The sequence below is a fragment of the Cellulomonas sp. URHB0016 genome, from assembly GCF_054057935.1.
Map to the genome: position 1 here is coordinate 795,948 of NZ_JBSRZU010000001.1, position 21,047 is coordinate 816,994.

Below are 21,047 nucleotides of genomic sequence, written 5' to 3' on the forward strand. Positions count from 1 at the left end.
GCGCGGTGGCGCCGGGTTCACGACGGGGCACCTCGCCCGGACCGTGCGGCCCGCCGGTCGGGCCTGCGTCCCGGGTTGTCCGCGGGTCCCCGTCCGCGTGCACGACCACGGTCCCGACGCAGTCGGCGACGGTGCCGCAGCGAGGCGGTCGAGACGCGCGACCGCCAGCGGCGCCGCCAGCCGACACCGGAGCGCATCGCCGCGACGGCCGCCTCCACCTGTGTCCAGTACGCCGCGACGGTCCGGTCGTCGGGCGCCCCCGGCCCGAACACGGCCCGGTCGGCGGAGCGCGCGAGATCGCGGACGGCGTTCCGCACCGTCACGGCGTGCTCGGCGCGCACGTCCGCGAAGGACGACGCCAGCAGGTGCGCCGACTCGAGACGGGTCGCGGTGGGCGGCGCGGGCCGGCGCAGGTCACGGGCCGCGTCGAGCACCTCGTCCCAGCCCCCGGCGACCCGGACCACGGAGTCCGGCTCCCGCCGACGGCGGCGGCGACGCCGTGCCTTGAGCGCGCCGACGACCAGGAACGGTGCGGCGAGCACCAGCAGCGGCAGCGACACGATGCCGGCCACCTGGACGACCTGACGCCACAGCGGGTGCGACCGGTCCGCGTCGTCGTCGGCGTCGTTGTTCGGCTGCTCGGTGTCCTCGTCCGGTGGGTTCACCGCGGCGGGGGGCGCGGGCGGGGGCTGCACGACCTGGGGATCCGGCTCGGTCGGCTTCTGCTCGGTGTCCTCCTGGGGTGTCTGCGTGCGCGGCGGGGTCGGGTCGAACACCACCCACCCCTCGCCGGCGAACGCGATCTCGACCCAGGCCTCGACGTCCTCGCCCCGGACCTTCACCGGGCCCTTGCCCCCCACGCCCTGCGGCACGAACCCGATCACGACCCGCGCGGGGAGGTCCCTGTCACGGGCCTGCAGGGCGAGCGCCGCGGCGTACTGCTCGCCGTCGCCCACCATGAGGTCGCCGGCGAGCAGGGTGTTCAACCGGTCGGCGCCGTGGCCCGAGAGCGACGGGAAGTCACCGGCCTCCACGTTGCCGTGGCTGAAGTAGCCCTCCTGCGACAGCTGGTCCGTGAGCGCCCGGGCGATCTCCACCGGGCTGCCGGCCTCCCGCGCGACGTCCGCGGCCGTGACGGCCACGGAGTCGGGCGCGCCCTGCACGGCCGGCTGCACGATGTCGCCCGCGGGGGCGCGGCCGATCTCCTCGTCGCTCGGCGTCCGCGGGACCACCACGTCCGCGGTGTAGCTCAACCCCTGGTGCACCCCACCGGTCAGCACGGCTCCGCCGGTCGCGTCGTTGTAGCGCAGACCGGTGGCCGCGGCGGCGTCGTGGACCCGGATCGACCGGGCCTGACCCACGGTCGGCAGCCACACGCCGTCCAGGCCCTCGATCGTGACCTCGACCTGCGCGTCGTCGCCGCGGATCGACGGGTCGAGGTCGTCGCCGACCCGACGGAACTCGCCGGACGCCTCGGCGCTGCCGTCACCGGCGACGTTCCAGACCACACCGTCGTAGCGGTCCATCGTCGCGAGCCGCACCCGGGCGCCCGCCGGCAGGCCCTCGACGGTGAAGAGGGTGGTGTCCTTGTTCTTCTTGGTGAACTCGCGGAACGCCGAGAGCGGGCTCGGGTAGGCGCGAGGGTCGAACGGCGGCACGATCTCGTCACGCACCACGAGCCGGGGCGTCTGGCCGACGACCACGGGCGCGCCCGCGACGCCGGCCGCGGCGGCCACCGTCAGGAGCAGCGTCGAGGCGACCACGCGGCGGACCCGGAAGGCCCCGGACCGTGCGGCCGCCCAGGGCACGAGCACGACGGCGAGGACGGTGCCCGTGAGCACGGGCGGCACCGTCGGGTGCGCGGTACCGAGCACGATCACGGCGACCAGCACGCCGCACGGCACCAGGGCGGCGGCCGTGGCCGCCGCCGGCCGCTCCACGCGCAGCGCCACGGCGACGGCGGTGACCGAGCCCACGAGCGCGAGCAGGAACGCGGCGACCAGCAGCGACCCCGTGGAGCCGACGGGTGGCTGGAGGGTGAGGACCTGCTTCCACGCCGCGGCCGGCCCGGACACCAGCGCGGTCGCGGTCTGTGCGGTGGGCAGCAGCCCGTCCATCGTCGACGGCGCCGCGAGCGGGCCGCCTGCCACCGCGTAGGCCGCGATGGCGGCCGCGACGGTCGTGACCGCCGACCAGCGCCATACGGCGGACCCCACGGCGACGGCCGTCCCGAGGACGAGCCCGCCGGCGAGGGCGGGCAGGGCAGCCAGGCCGCCGTACACGGCGAGGAGCGGGACGAGGACGACCGCGAGACAACCGACGAGGCACACCACGTCGACCACGGCCTGGACCGTGGTGCGCGGCCGGGCGGCCGCCGTCACGCGATCACCCGACGCATCAGCCTCGGCAGGTCGTCGAGGGCACCGATGGTCGCGAGGCTCAGCGACCCCTGCGTCCGCACCGACACCTCGGCACCACGCGCGCACCGCACCACGACCGTGCGCGTGCCTGCCGCCACGTGGCGGGCGCCCACGCGCAGGTCCGCCTCGGACGGGACCGAGCCGGTGACGAGCATCGCGACGGACGCGTCGGGGGCCTCGCGCGCCACGCGACGGCCCAGCAGCGCGGCGCCCGCACCGCCGGACGTGACGGCGAGGGCCGAGCAGTCGTCGAGCAGGAGCGCCGGGGTCTGCACGCGCAACGCTCCCGGACCGGCGAGCACGGCGAGGTCGCGCTCCTCGCGGATCGTCTGCACCCCCACCGAGGCGAGCACGGAGACGGCGAGCTCGAACTCGTCGTCCTCGGCGTAGTCCCGGGCGTCCGTCGCCAGGACGAGCGCCGTCTGCGTGCGGCGGGTGTCCTCGAACTGCTTGACCATGAGGACGCCGCGGCGGGCGGTCGTCCGCCAGTGGATGTACCGGCGGTCGTCGCCCGCGACGTAGTCGCGCAGCGCGTGGAACGAGAGGTCGGAGTCCGACAGGTCCCGCGTCGACTGCCCCTCGAGGTCACGCAGCAGGCCCGCGCTCGCACCGGCGAGCGAGACGAGCAGCGGGTGCACGTACAGGTCGACCGGCTGGGTCCACAGCACGCTGCGGCGGGCCAGCCCGAACGGGTCGCCGCGCACCGAGCGCACCGGGCCCACCACGACCACCGCACGCCGGGACGTCGGGATCGCGAACAGCTCGTCGTGCCGGGCGTTCGACGCCAGCGCGGGGACGCCGAGGTCGGCGACCGACGCGCCGACCGGGAGCTCGATGCGCGACGGCATCGCACGGCGCCGGCCGACGTTGTGCACCTCGACCCGACCGACGGCCCGCTCCCCGATCCGCACGCGACGGTCCGCCATGTCGAGACGCACCTCGTAGCGGCTCCGGCCGGTCGTGAGCAGGAGCGCGACGACGACGACCGCGACCAGGGCGGCGCCGAGCGCGGCGAGCTCCAGCCAGCCGAACCGACGGCCCAGCACGAGCGCGACGACGGCGACCGCCGCCATGCCCCAGCCGAGCGGGGAGATGCGCAGGCTCACGCTCAGACCGCCGCCCGCAGCACCGGCGGCGCCGTGTGCTCGAGGATCCGCTCGAGCACGTCGGCGGCCTTGACACCGGCGAACTCCGCCTCCGTGTCCAGGATGAGCCGGTGTGCGAGGACGGGCTGGGCGAGGTCCTTGACGTCGTCGGGGATCACGTAGTCGCGGCCCTGCGACGCGGCCCACACCTTCGCGCACCGCACGAGCGCGAGACCGCCACGGACGCTCGCGCCCAGCGCCGTCTGCGCGTCGTGGCGGGTGGCCTCGAGAAGCCGGGCGACGTAGTCGAGCACCGTCGCGTCGACGTGCACGGTGAGCGCGATGTCCGCCATCGTCCCGACCGCCTGCGTCGTGATCCGCGGCTGGAGGTGGGTGGTGCGGTCCTTGACGCCACCGAGGATCTCCACGGCCGACGCACGGTCCGGGTAGCCCAGCGACGTCTTGATGAGGAACCGGTCGAGCTGCGCCTCCGGGAGCCGGTAGGTGCCGGCCTGCTCGATGGGGTTCTGCGTCGCGATCACCATGAACGGGCGGCCCACCGGGTGCGTCACGCCGTCGACCGTGACGTTGCCCTCCTCCATCACCTCGAGGAGGGCGGCCTGCGTCTTCGGCGATGCCCGGTTGATCTCGTCCGCCAGCACCACCGACGCGAAGATGGGCCCCGGGTGGAAGTCGAACTGGTGCGTGCCCTGGTCGTAGATCGTCACGCCGGTGACGTCCGACGGGAGCAGGTCCGGCGTGAACTGGATGCGGTGCTGGGTGCCCTGCACCGTCGCCGCCAGCGCCTTGGCGAGCGACGTCTTGCCCGTCCCCGGGGCGTCCTCGAGGAGCAGGTGCCCCTCGGCGACCATCGCCGTGAGGGCGAGGCGGATCGTGTGCTCCTTGCCGAGCAGCGCCTGCCCGACGTTCGAGACGAGCGCGTCGAACGTCTCCGCGAACCACGTGCTCTGCTCGGGGGTCATGGCGAAGGGTCTCCTTGGTGCGGGGGCGGTGGTGGGGCGGGTCATTCGGCGGTGATGGTGGCGCGGGTCTCGCCGGGAGGACCGCTGCCGACGGAGTTGCGTGCGGTGACGCGGATCAGCACATCGCCGGGGTCGAGGCCGGTGAGCTCGACCGGCGAGGGCGTGCCGCCCGTGTGCCCCTCGTCGATCGTGTGCCCGTCGGCGACGGAGACCACGACCCAGTCGTACCGGTTGACGGAGCGCCCGCCGTCGCTGTCCGGTGCCGTCCACGAGAACGACAGGGCGCCGGCCGGGGAGCCGGTGGCGACCACGACGGTGGGCGCACCGGGTGCCGAGGGCTGGCCCGGCTGCGCGGACGCGGTGTCCGACCACTCGCTCCAGCCGATCGCGTTGCGGACCCTGAACCGTGCGGTCACCCGCTTGTCGGAGGGGTACGGCGACGGCGGCGGCTCCGTGGTCACCGTCCCGTCCACGTCGTACTCCCGGTCGGTGATGGCGGACGCGCCGTCACCCCGGTCGATGAACGTGAGCTGGACGAGGTCGAGACCGACGGTCGCCGCCGTGGTGACCGGCTTCTCGGGCGCGGTGCGGACCGTCGTCGTGCCCGAGGTCGCCGCGTCGCTGGTCAGGTGCTCCCGCGTGCTCACGGCGACCACGGTGAAGGGACCTGCACTGCCGGCGGCCAGGCCGTCGATCAGCAACGACAGGGTGCCTCCGCCCACCTCCCTGCTGAACGAGGGGCCGGTCACGACGTAGCGCTCGATCGCGATGCCGGCGCCGCCGGTCTGGGCGGGCGCCTGCCACGACAGCTCGACGCGGCCCTGACCCCAGGCGGGGGCGTCGCCGGCCGGCACCGCCAGCGTGACCGCCTGGGGCGGCGAGGGTGCGCTCCAGCTCTGACCGGTGGTCGACCCGTAGGCCGACCAGCCGGCCTTGTTCCGGGCCCGGACCACGATCTGGTAGTCGTGGCCGCGCTGGGCCGGTGCGATGGCATAGGTCGTGACGTCCGCCCCGACGGCCACCGCGGCGCCGCCGTCGATGACGATCTCGTAGCCCTGGACGTCGTCACCGTTGTCCGCGGGCGCGCTCCAGGCGACGTCGATCCGGGCGTCGCCGAACCAGCCAGTGGTGCTGCGGGTCGCCGTCACCGTCGGGGCGTCTGGCGGCGCGGCGGGGGCCATCGGCTGGGAGAACGGGCTCCAGGAGCTGGGGTCGGGCGCCCTGTTGTGCGCCCGGACCCGGACCGAGTAGGCGGTGCCGTTGCGCAGGCCTGTGAACACGGCCCGGGGCGACGACACCGTCATGGAGGCGACTCCCGCCTCCGGGAGCGGCGAGATCTCGACCGTGTAGCTCGTGACGGGAGAGCCCGGCGACGTGGCCGGCGCCCACTGCGCGGTGACCGACCGGTCGCCGAACTCCAACGTCGGAGCACCGGGTGCGTCCGGGACCGCGTCCGGCCGCGCGGGCGCGGACGGGTTGCTCGGGTCGGACAGGTCCACCGCGTTCTGGGCGGCGACCGTGAACGTGTAGTCCACGTCGTTGGTGAGGTTGTCGATGGTGCAGGTCGTGCTCGCACACTGGCGGGCGCTGCCGCCGGGACTGGCGACGACGCGGTACCCGGTGATCTCCGCGCCGCGGCTGTCGGGAGCGTCCCACTGCAGCACGACCGTGCGGTCGCGGACCTCCACGACCTTCGGGGCGGTGGGCTGGGCGGGCTTGCCGCGCACCACGACCGTCATGCGCGCCTCGACCTCGCGGTCGGGGTCGCCCGTGACGTCGCGGACACGCACCCGCGTCACCATCCGGCCGATGAATCCGACCGCCGGGCGCACGCTGACCGCGCCGCCGTTGGTGGACGCCGTGCCCGCCTCCGGCGTCTCGACGGTCGCGCCGAGCACCGTCAGCGGCTCCGAGAACGGGTTCCAGGCGTGGCCGAGCACGTCGAAGGTGGTCTCGCGGCCCTCGACACCGATCTGCTCCTGCGGGTCGACGCGCGCCACCGCCCGCGTGCTGGCGATGACCCGCAGGTCCAGCGTCGCGTCGAGCGAGCCGGTCTGGCCGTACCCGATCCGCAGCTTGACCTGGTCGATGCGTCCCTTGGGTGTCTTCGCGTCAGCCGAGACGCGCAGGACGCTCTTGTCGAGGGTCACCACGAAGCCGTCCGGGTTCGCCGACGGGATCTGGTAGGTGTACCGGTCGTCGTCGGCGCTCTGCCCCTCCGGACCGGTGGTGAACGATCGCAGGTCCACGGAGATCGGGGCCTCGCCGGGCGCGACGGTGATGGTCGACGGCGTGAACGTCGGCGGGTGGTCGTCGACCGCGTACACCTCGATCGGGAGCGTGATGAACGACCAGTTCGCCGAGCCGTCGCCCGCGCCCGCGGCGTCCGTGACCTCCAACGAGATCGACGCAGGTCCGGCGTAGCCGGGCGCCGACGTGAACTGCAGGGTGTGGGAGTCGGCGACCAGGGTCGTGCCGTCCGACTTCGTCGCCGTGACCCCGACCGGGTCCTTCACCGACGCGTGCTTGCCTGGAGCGACCTTGACCTGCTCGTCGAGGGAGATGACGAGCTTCTCGCCCGAGGCGACCCGCAGCTCGGGAGCGTTGCGCCGCACCGTCGGGGGGAAGAACCCGAGCGCAGGCACCGTGATGAACGCGTACGACGAGGCCGACGCGCCCTTCGGCGCCGTCATGTTGGTCAGCAGGTAGGGCAGCGTCTGGGTGTGGTCCACGAGCGTCACCAGGACGTGCCCGTCCGCGGTCACCTGGGCGACGTCGGCCACGGACGTCGGGACCGAGACCTTGAGGTCGCTGAGCGGTCCGCTCGGGTTCTGCGCCACTGCGAGCACGTCCACCGACACGTCGAGCCTGCCGATCGTGTCGGTCGGCGGGACGACCACGTCGCGCGCGGTCGGCGGCAGCACCGGGGCGTCGTCCGTCACCGTGATGGTGAGGACGGCCGTGTCGTGCCCGCCGCGGGCGTTCTGCGCGGTGTACGCGATCTGGATGACGGTCGGTTCCGACGGGGCCTGCACGATGATCCTGCGGTTGTCGACCTTCGCGGCCGTGCCCTCCGGCATCTCGAGCTCGGGTGCGAGCTCCAGCTCGGCGCCGCTGGAGTCCACGTCGTTCGCGAGCACGCGGACCTCCACCGTCCGCCCCGGCCGCACCGTGACGGCGTCGTCGCGCGCGACGACGCTGGCCGCGCCGGAGGGGCGCTGTGCGATGCCCACGCGGATCGTCGCCACGGCGCGTTGCCCGGTCCAGTCCTCGACCGCGTACGTGAACGTGTCCGTGCCGGACTCGCCCGGGAGCGACTCGTAGAGCAGGTAGTCCGCGCCCACGGTGGTGACGCGCCCGTTGACGGGCGCCTGGGCGACGCCGAGGAGCGTCACGCCGTCGCCGTCCGGGTCGATGCCCACGAGGGGCACGTCGATGCGCACGGTGTCACCGGCGAACACCCGGCCGACGAGGTCCCTCGGACGGGGCGGCGCCTTCGTCGACGCGTCGGACGCGTGCACCCGGACGGTCACCTGTGCCGCCGTGCGGTTGCCGGTGGCGTCCCGCACCGAGAAGGTCGCGTGCGCCGTCAGCGGCTCGTCCGGCGCCTGGTAGCGCAGCACGTCGCCGGAGACGAACAGCAGGCCCTGACCGGGCCCGAGCGGCTCCGGGAGCTCACGCTCGAGGGTGAGGTGGTCGCCGTCCGGGTCGTACGCGGACTCCAGGGCGGGGATCGTGACCACCCCGCCGGTCCGCACGCTCACCTCGACGTCCTTGACCACCGGTGGCTGCGACGTCGTGGAGGGCGGCACAGGATGCACGACGATCTCGCCCGCGGCCTCGGCTGCGCCGTTCGACACGACGTAGTGGAGGGCGGCGGGGCCGTCGAGCGTGCGCTGCGCGCGCACCTGGACGAGGTGGTGGTCGAGGATCGCGACCTTCAGGCCGGCGGCCTCGCCGCCGTCGACCGAGAGCAGGACCAGGACCTTGCCGGCCGGGTCGCTGTCGTTGGCGAGCGGGTCGACGGTCACCTCACCACCGGCCGGCAGGAGCGCGCGGTCCCGCACGGCGACGGGCGGCTCGGCCCGCTCGGGCCACTCACGCACGTCGATCCGCGCCAGGCCGACGGCCTGCTGCGGGCCTGCGGTGATGACGAAGCGCACGTAGTAGGTGTCGGCACGGGCCGCCTCGAACCTGACCGTGCCCGCACCGAAGTCCGGGACGACGGTCGCGCCGACGACGTCGTCGACGCTCGCGAGCCGCGCGGGCTCACTGCCCGTGCTCCGTACGGCGCTCAGCGGGTCGAACGTGACGGGCTGGTTGACGTAGGTCACGGCGTGCACGGGGTCGACCTGCGGCGCGATGGACCCGGCCGCCCGCACGTCGACGTCCAGCGTGCCCTCCACGACCGAGGTGCCGTCGGAGACCTGCAAGGTCACGCGCGTGCGACCGAGGGACGTGCCGTCCGCCTTGAACGTCACGGAGCCGTCCTGGCGGAAGCGCACCGAGCCGCTCGTCGGGTCCGTGGTGGCGCCCACGAGCAGCAGGTCGTCGCCGTCCGGGTCCACGAAGTCGGCGAGCGCGTCGTGCTCGGCCTGCCCGCCCTGCTCCACCTGCACCGAGCCCGTCCGCACCTGTACCGGCGGCTCCTGCTCGCCGTCGTCGCGGACCGTCAGGTGGAGGTCCGCGGTGGACGGGGCGCTCGTGCCCCGTCCGTCGCTGATCGTGTACTTCACGTCGATGCTGCCGGTCGCGCCGGCAGCGACGACCACCTGGAGCGCCCGACCGCCGTAGATCTTCTCCAGGTGTCCGAACTCCGGTGGCACCGGGTCCACCTCCGTGACCGCGAGGATCCCGCAGTCGGAGGACGAGTCGTTGTCGATCACGGGCAGGATCGTGGTCCGCCCGGCGCGCACCCCGAACGTGTCGTCCGCCGCCGTCGGCGGGGAGGACTCCTCCGTGCAGGTGGTCACGAGGTCCTGGGTCGTGTCCGGGCTCTCGGACTCCTCCTGCGAGTCGTCCGGCTCCTCCTCCGGCACGATGTCCTGCCAGTTGGGCACCCGCAGGTCGGTGTCCTCGGTGGGCATCCAGAGCCGGCCCTGCACCGTGTCGTTGAGCACCACCATCTGGCGGTTCACGCGGAACACCAGGACGTCCGACGACGACATGTCCTGCAGGTTCTCCACGCGGGCGTCGGCACCGTCGCACAGCTCGGCGTAGGAGCCCTGCGCGGAGGCCCATGCCCCGTGCGCGCACGACCCCACCCGGACGGGCGCGGCCGGCACGCCGTCTCCCCCGGTGGGGTGCTCGACGACCTTGCCACCGTCCAGCGGGACCTCGAGGAGCGCCGTCCGGCTCGCGACCAGGACCGTCGACGCCCCGGGGCCGGCCTGCTGCAGCTTCAGGTCCTGACCGTCCAGCTCCACGCTTCCCCGGAGGGTCCGCAGCGTGCTGCCCGACAGGACGACGGGTTCGTCACCGACGGCGGTCAGCTGGTCGACGTCGCCGGCCCCGAGGGACCCGACCTCCTCGAGCTCGGGACCGTCGGCCGCCTTCGCGACGCGGGTGACCGCGCCGTCCTTCGGTGACACGCCGAGCACCGACCCCGACCGTGTGACGACCACCGCGCCGCCCTCACCGAGCGTGAGGTCGGGCGGGTCCTGTGCCACCTGCAGGCCGTCGAGCCGTGAGACAGGACGCACCCACGCGTCCCCGCCGCCGTCGACGAGGGCCACCGTGCCCCCCGCCATCGACACGTGGGTGCCCGGCGCCTGCACCGGCGCCGACAGCGCGACGTCCGCCGGGTTGATGACCGAGACCGCACCCCCGGACCCGACGAGCAGCACGTCGCCCTCGTCCTGCCAGACGTCGAACGAGCTGCCCTCCGTCACGAGTCCGGCGTTGAGCTCCTCGACCGGCACGTTGAACCGGCCGACCTTGTGCTGGCTCGTCGCCGTCAGCCAGACCGCGCCGTCGTTGAGGTCGAGGCGCGCGAGGGGGAAGCCGGGATGCACGAGGGCGAGCACGGCGACGACGACGGGCACGGTCACGACCGCGGCGGTGGTCGTGGTCCGCGACCTCAACGAGCGCCAGGTCATGGCGCGCATCCCTCAGCGGGTGTCGCCGACGCCTGCCCGTTCGCACGGACGATCGACACCTCGATGCACACCTGACCCGCCGCCGACGCCGCCGCCACGGTCACGGTCGGCACCTCGACGATCTCGAGCGCGGGCTCGCCGGTCGCCGTGCGGATCCCCCACAGGTAGTGGTCGCCGTCCAGCGGTGTCGGGTTCTCCCAGGTGAACACCACGGAGCCGTCCGCCTGCCGGGTGCCCGCGAGCGAGTGGGGCGACGGTACCGGTGCCTGCGCGACGTCGGCCTGCGTGCCGTCGGTGAAGTCCTGCGTCGCAGCCGGCGGCGTCGAGGGACCCGCGTCCCGGGACCCGTACATGGCGATCGCCACGCCCGCGACCACGACGACCGCGGCGGACAGCAACCCCACCACCGTTCGCGTCCGGCGCCCGCCGCGCGCCCGTCGGGGCACGCCCGGGTCCACCACGACCGGTCGGAAGGTGCCGGTGGTGGTCGCCTGCGGACCGCTCGGCGGCCACGGCGCGCCGGTCGGAGCCGCCGGCGCGCTGGGAGCGGTCGGGCCGACGGTCACGACGGGCCGCAGCCGCGTCGAGTCGTCGTCCGGGGCGGTCGCGGTCCTCGTCGCCGGGACCGTTCCTGCCGGGGCGGCCCGCGGTGGGGCCGGAGGTGCGGACAGGGGCGCGGGGAGGACCGTGACGATGGAACGCAGCCGGGTGGCGTCGTCGCTGACCGGGCCGCCACCGGTCACGGGCCCGGTCGGCGCCAGGGCGTCGTCCACGTCGTCGAGCAGGTCGAGCGGCGTGACCGGGAGACGGAGCTCCGCCTCGATCTGCTGCAGGGCGCGGCCCACCGCGGCTGCCGACGCCGGCCTGCGTGCGGGGTGCTTCGACATCGCCCGCTCGAGGAGCGCCTGCAGGTCGAACGGCACGTCGTCGCGCCCGGTCGGCGGCAGCGGGCTGCGCTCGATGCGCGCCACGAGCTGCTGCGCGCCGTTCTGGCCGCCGGGGATCTCGAACGGGGTGCGGCCGGCCAGGAGCGAGTAGATGGTCGCCGCGAGCGAGTACACGTCGGACCGCTCGTCGCCCGTGGGACGGTCGGCGAGCAGCTCGGGCGGGGACCACGGGATCGACATGCCCACCGTCGCGCCGACGCCACCGGTGGTCGCGGCGATCCCGAAGTCGGTGAGCGCCGGCCAGCCGAAGTCCGTGGTGAGGACGTTGGCGGGCTTGATGTCACGGTGCAGGATCCCCGCACGGTGCGCGGTCTCGATCGCCGCCGAGAGCCGGACGCCGATCCGCAGCGACTCCGCGACGGACAGCCGCTCCTGGCGGTACCGTTCCGCCAGACCCGGCCTCGAGCAGTACTCCATGACGAGGTACGGGCGTCCGTCCGCGGCGATGTCGGCCTGGTGGATCGTCACGATCGACGGGTGGTGCGAGAGGCGGGCCATGAGGTTCGCCTCGGTCTGGAAGCGGCTGCGCACGTCGTCGTCGAGGCTGCCCGCCAGGAGCACCTTGACGGCGACCTCACGCCGTGGAAGCTCCTGCTCGTACAGGAAGACGTCCGCGAAGCCACCGAGTCCGAGCACGCGGACGTACTCGTACCCCGGGAGCCGGGGCGGCGTCGAGGCTTCGCGGCGTGCGGTCACGAACCCCGCTCCACCGTGAACGTCACGCCGTCACCGAGGTCGACGATCTCGCCCGTGCCCACCACGCTCGCCTCGCCCGGGTGCAGGCGGCGCGCGCCCTCGCCGGGGCGCGACACGTGCACGCCGTTCGTGGAGTCCAGGTCGGTGACCAGCACGTGCTCGCCCTCGACCCGGACCTCGGCGTGCGTGCGCGAGATGTCCTGCTGGGGGCTCGGCACGGTCACCAGCCGGGGCAGCTCCCGGTTCGTCACGCGGGCCACCTGGGGCGCGCGACCGAGCAGCACCGCGCGGTCCAGGGTCACGACGAGGCCGGTGGACAGCACGATGCGGGCCGGCTGGACGACGGTCGGCGCGCGGAACGGCCCCGGCGCCTCGTCGGCCGCCCAGGACGGCAGCTGGTCGCGGATCGCCGCGAGGTCGCTCGACAGGATCGTCAGGCCGTCGTGGTCGTCGGCGGACGCCGCGCCCAGCGCCGTGTCCCCCGCGTGCTCCTGCGTCGCGGACGCCGTCGGGACGTCGGGGAGGTCGATCAGCCGGTGCGGCGCGACGTGCCGCGGTCCTGCCAGGAACGCCTCCGCCGCCGCCACCACCTCGGCCAGGTCCGCCGCACCGGGGCCGTCGTCGAGCCGACCCTCCGTGGCGCCGGGGCCGTCGTCGAACCGACCCTCCCCGACGCCAGGGCCGTCGTCGAGCCGACCGTCCGGCGTCGCGGCGAGCTGCGGACGCTCGTCGTCCGGGTCGGCCCCGGAAGCGCCGTCCGACCCCAGGTCCGTGGCGCCCGGCACATCGACGACCGGGTCGTGCTCCGAGGTCTCGTCGTCGTGCACCCCGTCGCGCGTCGTGCGCCCCGTCGTCGTGCGCCCCGTCGTCGTGCGCCTCCTCGACCACCGGGACGTCGCCGACGACCGGGACGTCGCCGGGCACGGGGACGTCGCCGGACCGGCGGTGGTCGGAGGCCAGGACCTCAGGCTCCACCGGCTCGACAGGCGCGTCGCCGACCGGCACGTCGCGCGGGACCACCGCGTCATGCGGTGCAGCAGCACGGCGTGACGCCCGCACCGGCTCCACGGCGGGCAGGTCGACCGGCGTCAGCGCCACCCAGACCTCCGCCGCACGGACCACGCCGTCGGCGATCGGGAGCGCCGAGCCGTCCGCCTCGTCGCCGGGCACCCGGACACTGACCTCGGTCACGCCCTCGACGGTCCGCTCGCTCCACGTGCTGACCTCGCCTGCGCGCAGCACCTGGTCGGTCCCACCGGTCAGCACCACCTCGACGTCGCCGCGCAGGGCGACGTGCACGCGTCCTCCCGTCGAGGCGACGAGCGCGAAGGAGGGCAGGCCGGTCAGACCGTCGCGCGCGAGCACCGCGAGCGCACCCACGACGCCGTCTCCGGCCGCGTCCCACAGGGCACGCACGACGTCGTCGCTCACCTCGGGGCCGACGAGGGCGACGAAACCCGGGCGGACGACGGCGGTCAGATCTCCGGTGATGTACTCGGGAACGGTCATGGCCGGGTCTCCTCAGGGGTTGTGCTCTCGTCGTCGGGGCGGCCGCCGGTACCGCCGTCGTCGTCTCCGTCGCCGTGACCCTCGTCGAGGGACGGCGTCTGGGCCGGCTCCTCCCTGCGCAGCCGGTCGATGCCACGGGCGGGGGTCGGGTCCGTCGCGGGGAACACAGGTCCCCGCGGGCGGGCCGGTCGCGGCACCGTCGCGCCGTTGAGCATCTCGTCCCACTGGTGGGCACCGAGCTCGGCGCCCACCCGCGGCACGGTGATGTGCACGTCGTCGTGGGCGCCCGCCGACGTCGCCACGTCGACGACGACGACGCTGACGTTGTCGCGGGCGCCGCGTTCCAGCGCGAGACCCACGAGCGCGGCCGCCGCGTCCTGGGCGTCCTCGGCGGCGGCGAGCACGCCCGCGAGGTCGGCGTCCTGCACCTCGCGGGTGAGCCCGTCGGTGCAGATCAGCAGCCGGTCGTTCAGCCCGGCGGGAAGCAGCCAGTAGTCGGGCTCGGGGGCGTCACCGGTGCCCAGGGCGCGCGTGAGCACGTGCCGCTCGGGGTGCGACTCCGCTCCGGCCTGGTCGATCTCGCCCAGGTCCAGCAGCTCCTGGACCACGGAGTGGTCCACGCTCACCTGCTCGAGCACCTCGTCGGCCCACCGGTACACCCGGGAGTCGCCGACGTTGAACACGAGCCAGTACGAGCCGCCGTCGTGCTCCGTCACGGCCACGCCTGCGACGGTCGTGCCGCCCTGTCGTCCACCGGTGAACTCGCCGCGGATCCGACCGGCCGTCCGGGTGAAGCACGCGTGCACGTCGTCCGCGGTCGCAGCCGCCTGACCGGCCAGCTGGGCGAACTCCTCCACGGCGATCCGGCTGGCGAGGTCGCCCGCGTCGTGACCGCCCATCCCGTCGGCCACCAGGAAGACGGGCGGGTAGGCGAGGAGCGCGTCCTCGTTGACCTCCCGCACGAGCCCGCGGTCGGTCGCGGAGCCCCACGACGTACGCACGCGACCCCCTCATCACTTGCCCCCCGGTGACCCCGTCGTCGGGGCCATCATGGAAAGCATCGGCGCACATCGTGCCTTACCTGAGCGCCGAGGTCACACCTGCGACCGGTTGGTGGGCAGATGTCCACCTGGCGGGCAGGTACGAAGAGCCGAGCACCGCCCGGACGCCGGGTCCGGGTCAGATCCCGAGCTGGAACACGCCCCAGTATGCGAGCACAGCGAGGAGCACGGTCGAGCCGGCGGCCACGGCCCCGAACGCGAGCTTGCGCACGACCCCGCCGGCGGCGATGCGCTCCGCGACGTGCAGCTCGTGCACGCGCCGCATCAGCAGCACGGCGGAGACGACGGCGGCGACCCCGAGCAGCCGCACGGCGACCCAACCGCCCCGCACGACCCAGTCGTTGCGTTCGTAGTCGAGCGCGAGCCGTGCGATCGAGACCAGGTACCACGCGAGTCCCACCACGGTCGCGAACGCTCCGACGGCCAGGCCGGTCAGGCGCCCGGGGATCCCCGGGGCGAACCTCGGTCGCCGGTCCACGGTGCGCCGGCGTCCGAGACCGGCGAGCTCGGCGCCGCGGGCGACGAGCACGAGGAGCGGACCGAGGACGAGGAGCGCGACGGACCCCGCCACCGTCCCGAGCACCACGTCACCGTCGCCGAGCCACCGCGGCTCCGGGACCGGCGCGGCGACGTACGTCTGCTCGGGAGTCGCGCCCGCCACCCGCGGCGTGGCGTCGGCGGTGGCGGGAAGCCCGAGGACCCAGCCGGACAGGTCGCGCAGGAACGTGGCGGACACGACGCCGCCCACCCGGATGCCGTGGTTGGCTCCCTCGTAGTAGCGCACCGTCACGTCCGTGTCGCCGTTCACCGCGGCATCACCGATGAGCTGCTCCGCCCCCTGGAGCACCGGCATGGACGCGTCGCCCGTGCCGTAGACCATCAGCACCGGCTGGGTGAGCCCGCGCTGGTACGGCGTGACGTCGAAGTCCGCGTACTCGAACCCCCCGCCGGGCAACGACATGCCGACCGCGCGCGGGATCGCCCGGAACACCTCCTGCGGGACGCCAGTGTTGCGGAGGTAGGAGTCGACGGCGAAGGCGGCCTGCTCGCGAGGGGGCACCACCGGCGACGAGACGAGCACCACGAAGTCGATCCGGGGGTCGACCGTCGCCATGACCGGCGCGATCCAGCCGCCCTCGCTCTCCGCGTACACGCCGACCCGGTCGGGGTCGACACCCGGGCGGCCGCGCAGCAGCTCGACGGACGCGTCGTAGTCGTGCGCCATCTGGACGTAGTCCCGGTGCCGGGTGGTGTAGGTGTCGAGCCGCTTGTTGGGCACCATCGCGACGACGCCCGACGCGGCGAGCGCCCGCGCCTGGGCCAGGAAGGCCACGGCGAACTCGCCCGTGCCGGCGCCGTGCACGAACACGACGCCGGGCGCCGGGCCGTCGACCCCGACGGGCTCGCTGATCTGCGCCTCGACGGTGGTGCCGTCGGCGAGCTCCACGTCCACGACGGACGTCCGCACCTCGTACCTGGTGAGCGGGGGCGCGTTCCCGATCACCGTCGACGACGACGTCACCGGGAGCGGGTCCTCGAGCGGGACCGGGTCCCACTGCGGTCCCGTCACCGCACCGAGGACCGCCAGGACGACGATGCCCAGCGCCGTGCTCGCCACCAGGCGGTACGGGCCGGCCGCGACGTGCGTGACCCGCGCGAGCCTGCGGCGCACGCGCACGCTCCGCTCGCTGCGCAGCACGTCAGAACCCCAGCCGGCCGAGCTGCTTGGGGTCCCGCTGCCAGTCCTTCGCGACCTTGACGTGCAGGTCGAGGAAGACGCGCGCACCCAGCAGCGCCTCGATGCCCCGGCGTGCCTGGCTGCCGACGTCCCGCAGCCGGGCGCCGCCCTTGCCGATGATGATGGCCTTCTGGCTGTCCCGCTCGACGAACAGGTGCACCCGCACGTCGAGGAACGGGCGACCGTCGCTCGACGGCTCGTCGCGCGGCACGATCTCGTCCACCACCACCGCGAGCGAGTGCGGCAGCTCGTCGTGCACGCCCTCCAGCGCGGCCTCGCGGACGAGCTCGGCCACCATGACCGCCTCCGGCTCGTCGGTCAGCTCACCGTCGGGGTACAGCGCCGGGCCCTCCGACAGGTGGCTCACCAGCACGTCCTCCAGCACCTTCACCTGGTACCCGGACGTGGCGGACACCGGGACGATGTCGGCCCACTCCCCGAGCTTCGCGACGGCCATGAGGTGCTCGGCGAGCCGTCCCTTGCCGACGAGGTCCGCCTTGGTGACGACGGCCACGACGGGCGTACCGCGGCCGTCCCCCGCCAGCTGGGTGAGCTGCTCGCCGATGAACCGGTCGCCGGGGCCGTCCCCCGCCAGCTGGGTGAGCTGCTCGCCGATGAACCGGTCGCCGGGCCCGACCTTCTGGTCGGCCGGCAGGCAGAAGCCGACGACGTCGACCTCCGTGAGCGTGTCCTTGACGAGGTCGTTCAGCCGCTGCCCGAGCAGGGTGCGAGGCCGGTGCAGACCGGGGGTGTCCACGAGGACGAGCTGGGCGTCGGGCCGGTGCACGACACCGCGCACGGTGTGCCGCGTGGTCTGCGGGCGGCCGGACGTGATCGCGACCTTCTGCCCGACGAGGGCGTTCGTCAGCGTCGACTTGCCGGCGTTGGGCCGGCCGACGAAGCAGGCGAATCCTGAGCGGAAGGTCATCGTGAGGCTCCGTGGTTCTCGTTCGTGGTGCGCGCCGGCGGCGGGGTGTCCTCCACCGGCGGGTGCGGCTCGACCAGGTCGACCAGCACCGTGGCGAGCCTGCGGCGACGACCCTCGGCGCGGTCGGCGACGAGGTGCAGCCCGTGGATCTCGCCCTCGGACCCCGGCAGGGGAACCTTACCCAGCGCCTTGGCCAGCAGACCGCCGGCGGTGTCGACGTCCTCGTCGTCCACCTCGATGCCGAACAGCTCGCCGAGCTCGTCGCGACCGAACCGGGCGGGCACCCGGTACACGCCGTCCGCGACCTCCTCGACCACGGGGGCGCTCGGGTCGTGCTCGTCCGTGAGCTCCCCGACGATCTCCTCGAGCGCGTCCTCGATGGTGACGAGGCCGGCGATGCCGCCGTACTCGTCGACCACGAGCGCGATGTGCGACGCGCCGTCCTGCAGCTCGCGCAGCAGGTCGTCGACCGGCTTCGACTCGGGGACGAACACCGCGGGCCGCGCCAGCGCCGAGGCGGGCGCGTCGAGGCCGTCGTCCGGCCCCTCGGTGAGTCGCTGCACGATGTCCTTGAGGTACAGCACCCCCCGCATGTCGTCGACGGACTCGCCGACCACGGGGACGCGCGAGAAGCCCGACCGCAGCAGCAGCGCGAGGGCCTTGCGCAGCGGGGTGTCCGCCGTCGTCGTCACCATGTCGGTGCGCGGCACCATGACCTCGCGCGTGAGCGTGTCCCCGAGGCCCAGGACCGACCGGAACATCTCGCGCTCCTCGTCCTCGATCGCCTCGGACTCGCTGACGCGCTGCACCATGTCCCGCAGCTCCTCCTCGTCCTCCTCCGTCGAGCCCCCGGGGCTGCTCGCCGCCCGGCCCAGCCGGCCGGCGAGCGCGGTCGCGACGGTGAGCGGCCGGGACAGCAGGGTGAGGGTCCGCACGGGGTGTCGGCGGCCGAGGCTGCGCGGGCTGACCCGCACGAACAGGAACGCGACGAGCCCGCAGACGGCGACCGAGACGACGAGCACCACCCACCACTGCCACGACCCCGACGACACCGCGAGGACGATGCAGACGGTCGCCGTCATCTCCAGGAGCAGCCGCACGAAGGACGCCGCGGCGGTGACCCGGACCGGGTGGTCGGCGAGCGCCCGGACCCGACCGGCGGCCGGGTGCCGCTCGACGACGAGCTCCGTGACCGCGGCCCGGGACACCCGGTTCACCGCGACCTCGCCGGCGGACAGCGCGGCAGCGCCGGCGATCCCGAGCACCGCCAGCAGGATCAGCAGCGCGACCGGTTCGTCGCTCATCGACCAGCCAGGAACGTCAGCAGCAGACGGCGCTGCAGCGCGAACATCTCCTTCTCCTCGACCGGCTCGGCGTGGTCGTACCCGAGCAGGTGCAGGATGCCGTGGGTGGTGAGCAGCAGCAGCTCCTCGGCGGTCGAGTGCCCGGCCGTCCGGGCCTGCTGCGCGGCGACCTCGGGGCACAGCACCACGTCACCGAGCAGGCCGGCCGGCGTGGGCTCGCCGTCCCGGCCCGGTCGCAGCTCGTCCATCGGGAAGGACAGCACGTCCGTGGGGCCGGGCTCGTCCATCCACTTGACGTGCAGGTCCGTCATCACGTCCGTGCCGACGAGCAGGATCGAGAGGTCCGTCTGCGGGTGCACGTGCATCTCGTCGAGCACGTAGCGCGCCAGCGCGGCGAACTCCGCCTCGTCGACGTCGAACCCCGACTCGTTGTTCACCTCGATGCTCACGGTCAGCTCCTGTCCCACCGCGCGTACGCGTCGATGATGTCGCTGACCAGGCGGTGCCGGACCACGTCCGACGACGTCAGGCGGCAGAACTCGACGTCGTCGACACCGCTGAGGATCTGCTCGACGACCCGCAGCCCGGACGTGGTCGCCGACGGGAGGTCCACCTGCGTCACGTCACCGGTCACGACCACCTTGGAGCCGAAGCCGAGGCGCGTGAGGAACATCTTCATCTGCTCGACGGACGTGTTCTGCGCCTCGTCGAGGATGATGAACGAGTCGTTGAGCGTCCGGCCGCGCATGTACGCCAGCGGCGCCACCTCGATGGTGCCGGCCTCCATGAGCTTCGGGATCGACTCGGGGTCCACCATGTCGTGCAGCGCGTCGTACAGCGGTCGCAGGTACGGGTCGATCTTCTCCGACAGGCTGCCGGGCAGGAACCCGAGCCGCTCCCCCGCCTCCACGGCGGGACGGGTCAGCACGATCCGGTTGACCTTGCGCTCCTGCAGCGCCTGGACGGCCTTCGCCATCGCCAGGTACGTCTTGCCGGTGCCCGCCGGCCCGATGCCGAACGTCACGGTGTGCCGGTCGATGGCGTCGACGTACTCCTTCTGCCCGGCTGTCTTCGCCCGGATGGTGCGTCCCCGCGACGACAGGATGTTGTAGGTGAGGACGTCCGCGGGCCGGGCCGTGGACCCGGCGGCCAGCATCGCGACGGACCGCGTCACCACGTCGGGCGTGAGCGGCGTCCCGGACGCCGCCATCTCGACGAGCTCGTCGACGAGCCGTGCGACGAGCGCGACGTCGCCGACCGGTCCGGCGAGCGTCACCTCGTTGCCCCGGACGTGCACGTCGACCGTGGTGAAGCCGGACTCGATCGCGCGGAGCACCTCGTCGCGCAGACCGAGCAGCTCGACCATGGAGACGTCGGCAGGGACGCTGATCCTGTGCTCGACGCGCGCGGGCGTCCCAGGCTGGTGTGGGGATGACATCGGCTGCGTCATGTGCTCGGCGTACGCCGTGCGCTCCTTCGGTCGAGAGGTCGGTGGCGGTGCTCCGCCGCGCTGCGTCCGGCTCGCCGTCCTGTCCCGGCACGGTCCGACGCCGTAGCGTGACCGGGACAGTCTACGAGCCGAGGCCGCACGGGCTACGAGCCGAGGCCGCACGGGTCCGAGAGCACCGGAGGACCGCCGATGGGGACCGCCCGCACGCACACCCGGATCGCGCTCGCCACGCTCGCCGCCGCTCTCGTGGTCGGGGGCTGCGGCGGTCGCCCGTCGGGGTCCGACGACGGCGCCGGCGGGCCGGCGGGCACGTCGGCGACCGTGCCTCCCGCGGCGTCCCCCACCGCCTCGGGCGCCCTTGACCCGTCCGGTCCCTCAGACCCGTCCGGACCGTCTGCCCCCGCCGGGCGACGTCGCCCGCGCAGGCACCAGCACCCTCTCCTCGCCCTCCTCCGGCTCGACCGTCCCGGGTCCCACGGTCACCGTCTCCGGCACCGGCACCGCGTTCGAGGCCACGATGGCGTGGGACGTGCACCCGGCGGCCGACCTCAGCTCGCCGGCTGTCGCCGCGGGCTCCACCACCGCCGGCTCGAACGGCGAGATCGGCCCGTTCTCGTTCACCGTCGACCTCCCGCCCGGGACCTGGACGGTCCGCGTGTGGGAGCCGGACGTGGCGGACGACGCGACGGCCCCGGACGACGCCTCCCACCTGGTGCAGTCCACGTTCCGGGTCACCTGACGAGGGTCTCGTCCGTGAGCCGCTCCGGCGCACACCCGCCACGAGGGCGGACAACACCGCCCTGCGCGCGCGGCTGAGCGGTCAGCTCG

14 protein-coding genes are annotated in these 21,047 nt (G+C 74.1%); 2 read left to right on the forward strand and 12 right to left on the reverse strand.

Annotated features, from left to right (window positions below; genetic code table 11):
• Positions 1 to 17 precede the first annotated feature (17 nt).
• The 6 genes from ACVW07_RS03835 to ACVW07_RS03860 are packed head-to-tail and all read right to left on the reverse strand — an operon-like array spanning position 18 to position 13,056.
• Positions 18 to 2,381, reverse strand: coding sequence for a transglutaminaseTgpA domain-containing protein (locus ACVW07_RS03835; RefSeq protein WP_456817954.1), 2,364 nt, complete (start codon positions 2,379 to 2,381; stop codon positions 18 to 20).
• Positions 2,378 to 3,526, reverse strand: coding sequence for a DUF58 domain-containing protein (locus tag ACVW07_RS03840; protein WP_456817955.1), 1,149 nt, complete (start codon positions 3,524 to 3,526; stop codon positions 2,378 to 2,380). Before ACVW07_RS03840 ends, ACVW07_RS03835 begins: the two co-directional genes overlap by 4 nt.
• A gap of 2 nt (positions 3,527 to 3,528) precedes the next feature.
• On the reverse strand, positions 3,529 to 4,488 hold the full coding sequence (locus ACVW07_RS03845; protein ID WP_456817956.1) for an AAA family ATPase: 960 nt from the start codon (positions 4,486 to 4,488) through the stop codon (positions 3,529 to 3,531).
• A 41-nt stretch (positions 4,489 to 4,529) separates the two neighbouring features.
• Entirely contained in the window at positions 4,530 to 10,586 is a 6,057-nt protein-coding gene (locus tag ACVW07_RS03850; RefSeq protein ID WP_456817957.1) for an Ig-like domain-containing protein, read from the reverse strand.
• Complete coding sequence (locus ACVW07_RS03855) at positions 10,583 to 12,229, reverse strand: serine/threonine-protein kinase (RefSeq protein WP_456817958.1); 1,647 nt, start codon at positions 12,227 to 12,229, stop codon at positions 10,583 to 10,585. The genes ACVW07_RS03850 and ACVW07_RS03855 overlap by 4 nt, the downstream gene beginning before the upstream one ends.
• Positions 12,226 to 13,056 (reverse strand): FHA domain-containing protein, encoded by an 831-nt coding sequence (locus ACVW07_RS03860; RefSeq protein WP_456817959.1) that lies wholly within the window; start codon positions 13,054 to 13,056, stop codon positions 12,226 to 12,228. The genes ACVW07_RS03855 and ACVW07_RS03860 overlap by 4 nt, the downstream gene beginning before the upstream one ends.
• A gap of 13 nt (positions 13,057 to 13,069) precedes the next feature.
• Here ACVW07_RS03860 and ACVW07_RS03865 point away from each other — a divergent pair, with 13 nt between their 5' ends.
• A complete protein-coding gene (locus tag ACVW07_RS03865) occupies positions 13,070 to 13,279 on the forward strand; it encodes a hypothetical protein (protein WP_456817960.1) in 210 nt (69 codons plus the stop codon).
• A 455-nt stretch (positions 13,280 to 13,734) separates the two neighbouring features.
• On the opposite strand, the gene ACVW07_RS03870 is transcribed toward ACVW07_RS03865, so the two are convergent.
• From ACVW07_RS03870 to ACVW07_RS03895, 6 genes are all read right to left on the reverse strand, one after another.
• The gene (locus ACVW07_RS03870) at positions 13,735 to 14,739 is read right to left on the reverse strand and encodes a PP2C family protein-serine/threonine phosphatase (protein ID WP_456817961.1); all 1,005 of its coding nucleotides are present in this window, start codon (positions 14,737 to 14,739) and stop codon (positions 13,735 to 13,737) included.
• A gap of 178 nt (positions 14,740 to 14,917) precedes the next feature.
• Positions 14,918 to 16,498, reverse strand: coding sequence for an alpha/beta hydrolase family protein (locus tag ACVW07_RS03875; protein ID WP_456817962.1), 1,581 nt, complete (start codon positions 16,496 to 16,498; stop codon positions 14,918 to 14,920).
• A 1-nt stretch (position 16,499) separates the two neighbouring features.
• A complete protein-coding gene (gene era / locus ACVW07_RS03880; protein ID WP_456817963.1) occupies positions 16,500 to 17,465 on the reverse strand; it encodes a GTPase Era in 966 nt (321 codons plus the stop codon).
• A complete protein-coding gene (locus ACVW07_RS03885) occupies positions 17,462 to 18,769 on the reverse strand; it encodes a hemolysin family protein (RefSeq protein ID WP_456817964.1) in 1,308 nt (435 codons plus the stop codon). The genes era and ACVW07_RS03885 overlap by 4 nt, the downstream gene beginning before the upstream one ends.
• Positions 18,766 to 19,218: an rRNA maturation RNase YbeY gene (ybeY, locus tag ACVW07_RS03890; protein ID WP_456817965.1), complete on the reverse strand. Its 453-nt coding sequence runs from the start codon at positions 19,216 to 19,218 to the stop codon at positions 18,766 to 18,768. The genes ACVW07_RS03885 and ybeY overlap by 4 nt, the downstream gene beginning before the upstream one ends.
• A 2-nt stretch (positions 19,219 to 19,220) precedes the next feature.
• Positions 19,221 to 20,219 (reverse strand): PhoH family protein, encoded by a 999-nt coding sequence (locus tag ACVW07_RS03895; RefSeq protein ID WP_456817966.1) that lies wholly within the window; start codon positions 20,217 to 20,219, stop codon positions 19,221 to 19,223.
• 358 nt (positions 20,220 to 20,577) lie between these two features.
• Here ACVW07_RS03895 and ACVW07_RS03900 point away from each other — a divergent pair, with 358 nt between their 5' ends.
• Positions 20,578 to 20,958, forward strand: a complete 381-nt coding sequence (locus tag ACVW07_RS03900; RefSeq protein ID WP_456817967.1) for a Gmad2 immunoglobulin-like domain-containing protein — start codon at positions 20,578 to 20,580, stop codon at positions 20,956 to 20,958.
• Positions 20,959 to 21,047: the final 89 nt, after the last annotated feature.

What these genes read in the sequence shown, in the direction of transcription:
- ACVW07_RS03845 (WP_456817956.1), bottom strand. Translation starts at nt 4,488, where the DNA reads ATGACCCCCGAGCAGAGCACGTGGTTCGCGGAGACGTTCGACGCGCTC.
- ACVW07_RS03850 (WP_456817957.1), bottom strand. Translation starts at nt 10,586, where the DNA reads ATGACCTGGCGCTCGTTGAGGTCGCGGACCACGACCACCGCCGCGGTC.
- era (WP_456817963.1), bottom strand. Translation starts at nt 17,465, where the DNA reads ATGACCTTCCGCTCAGGATTCGCCTGCTTCGTCGGCCGGCCCAACGCC.
- ACVW07_RS03885 (WP_456817964.1), bottom strand. Translation starts at nt 18,769, where the DNA reads ATGAGCGACGAACCGGTCGCGCTGCTGATCCTGCTGGCGGTGCTCGGG.
- ACVW07_RS03895 (WP_456817966.1), bottom strand. Translation starts at nt 20,219, where the DNA reads ATGACGCAGCCGATGTCATCCCCACACCAGCCTGGGACGCCCGCGCGC.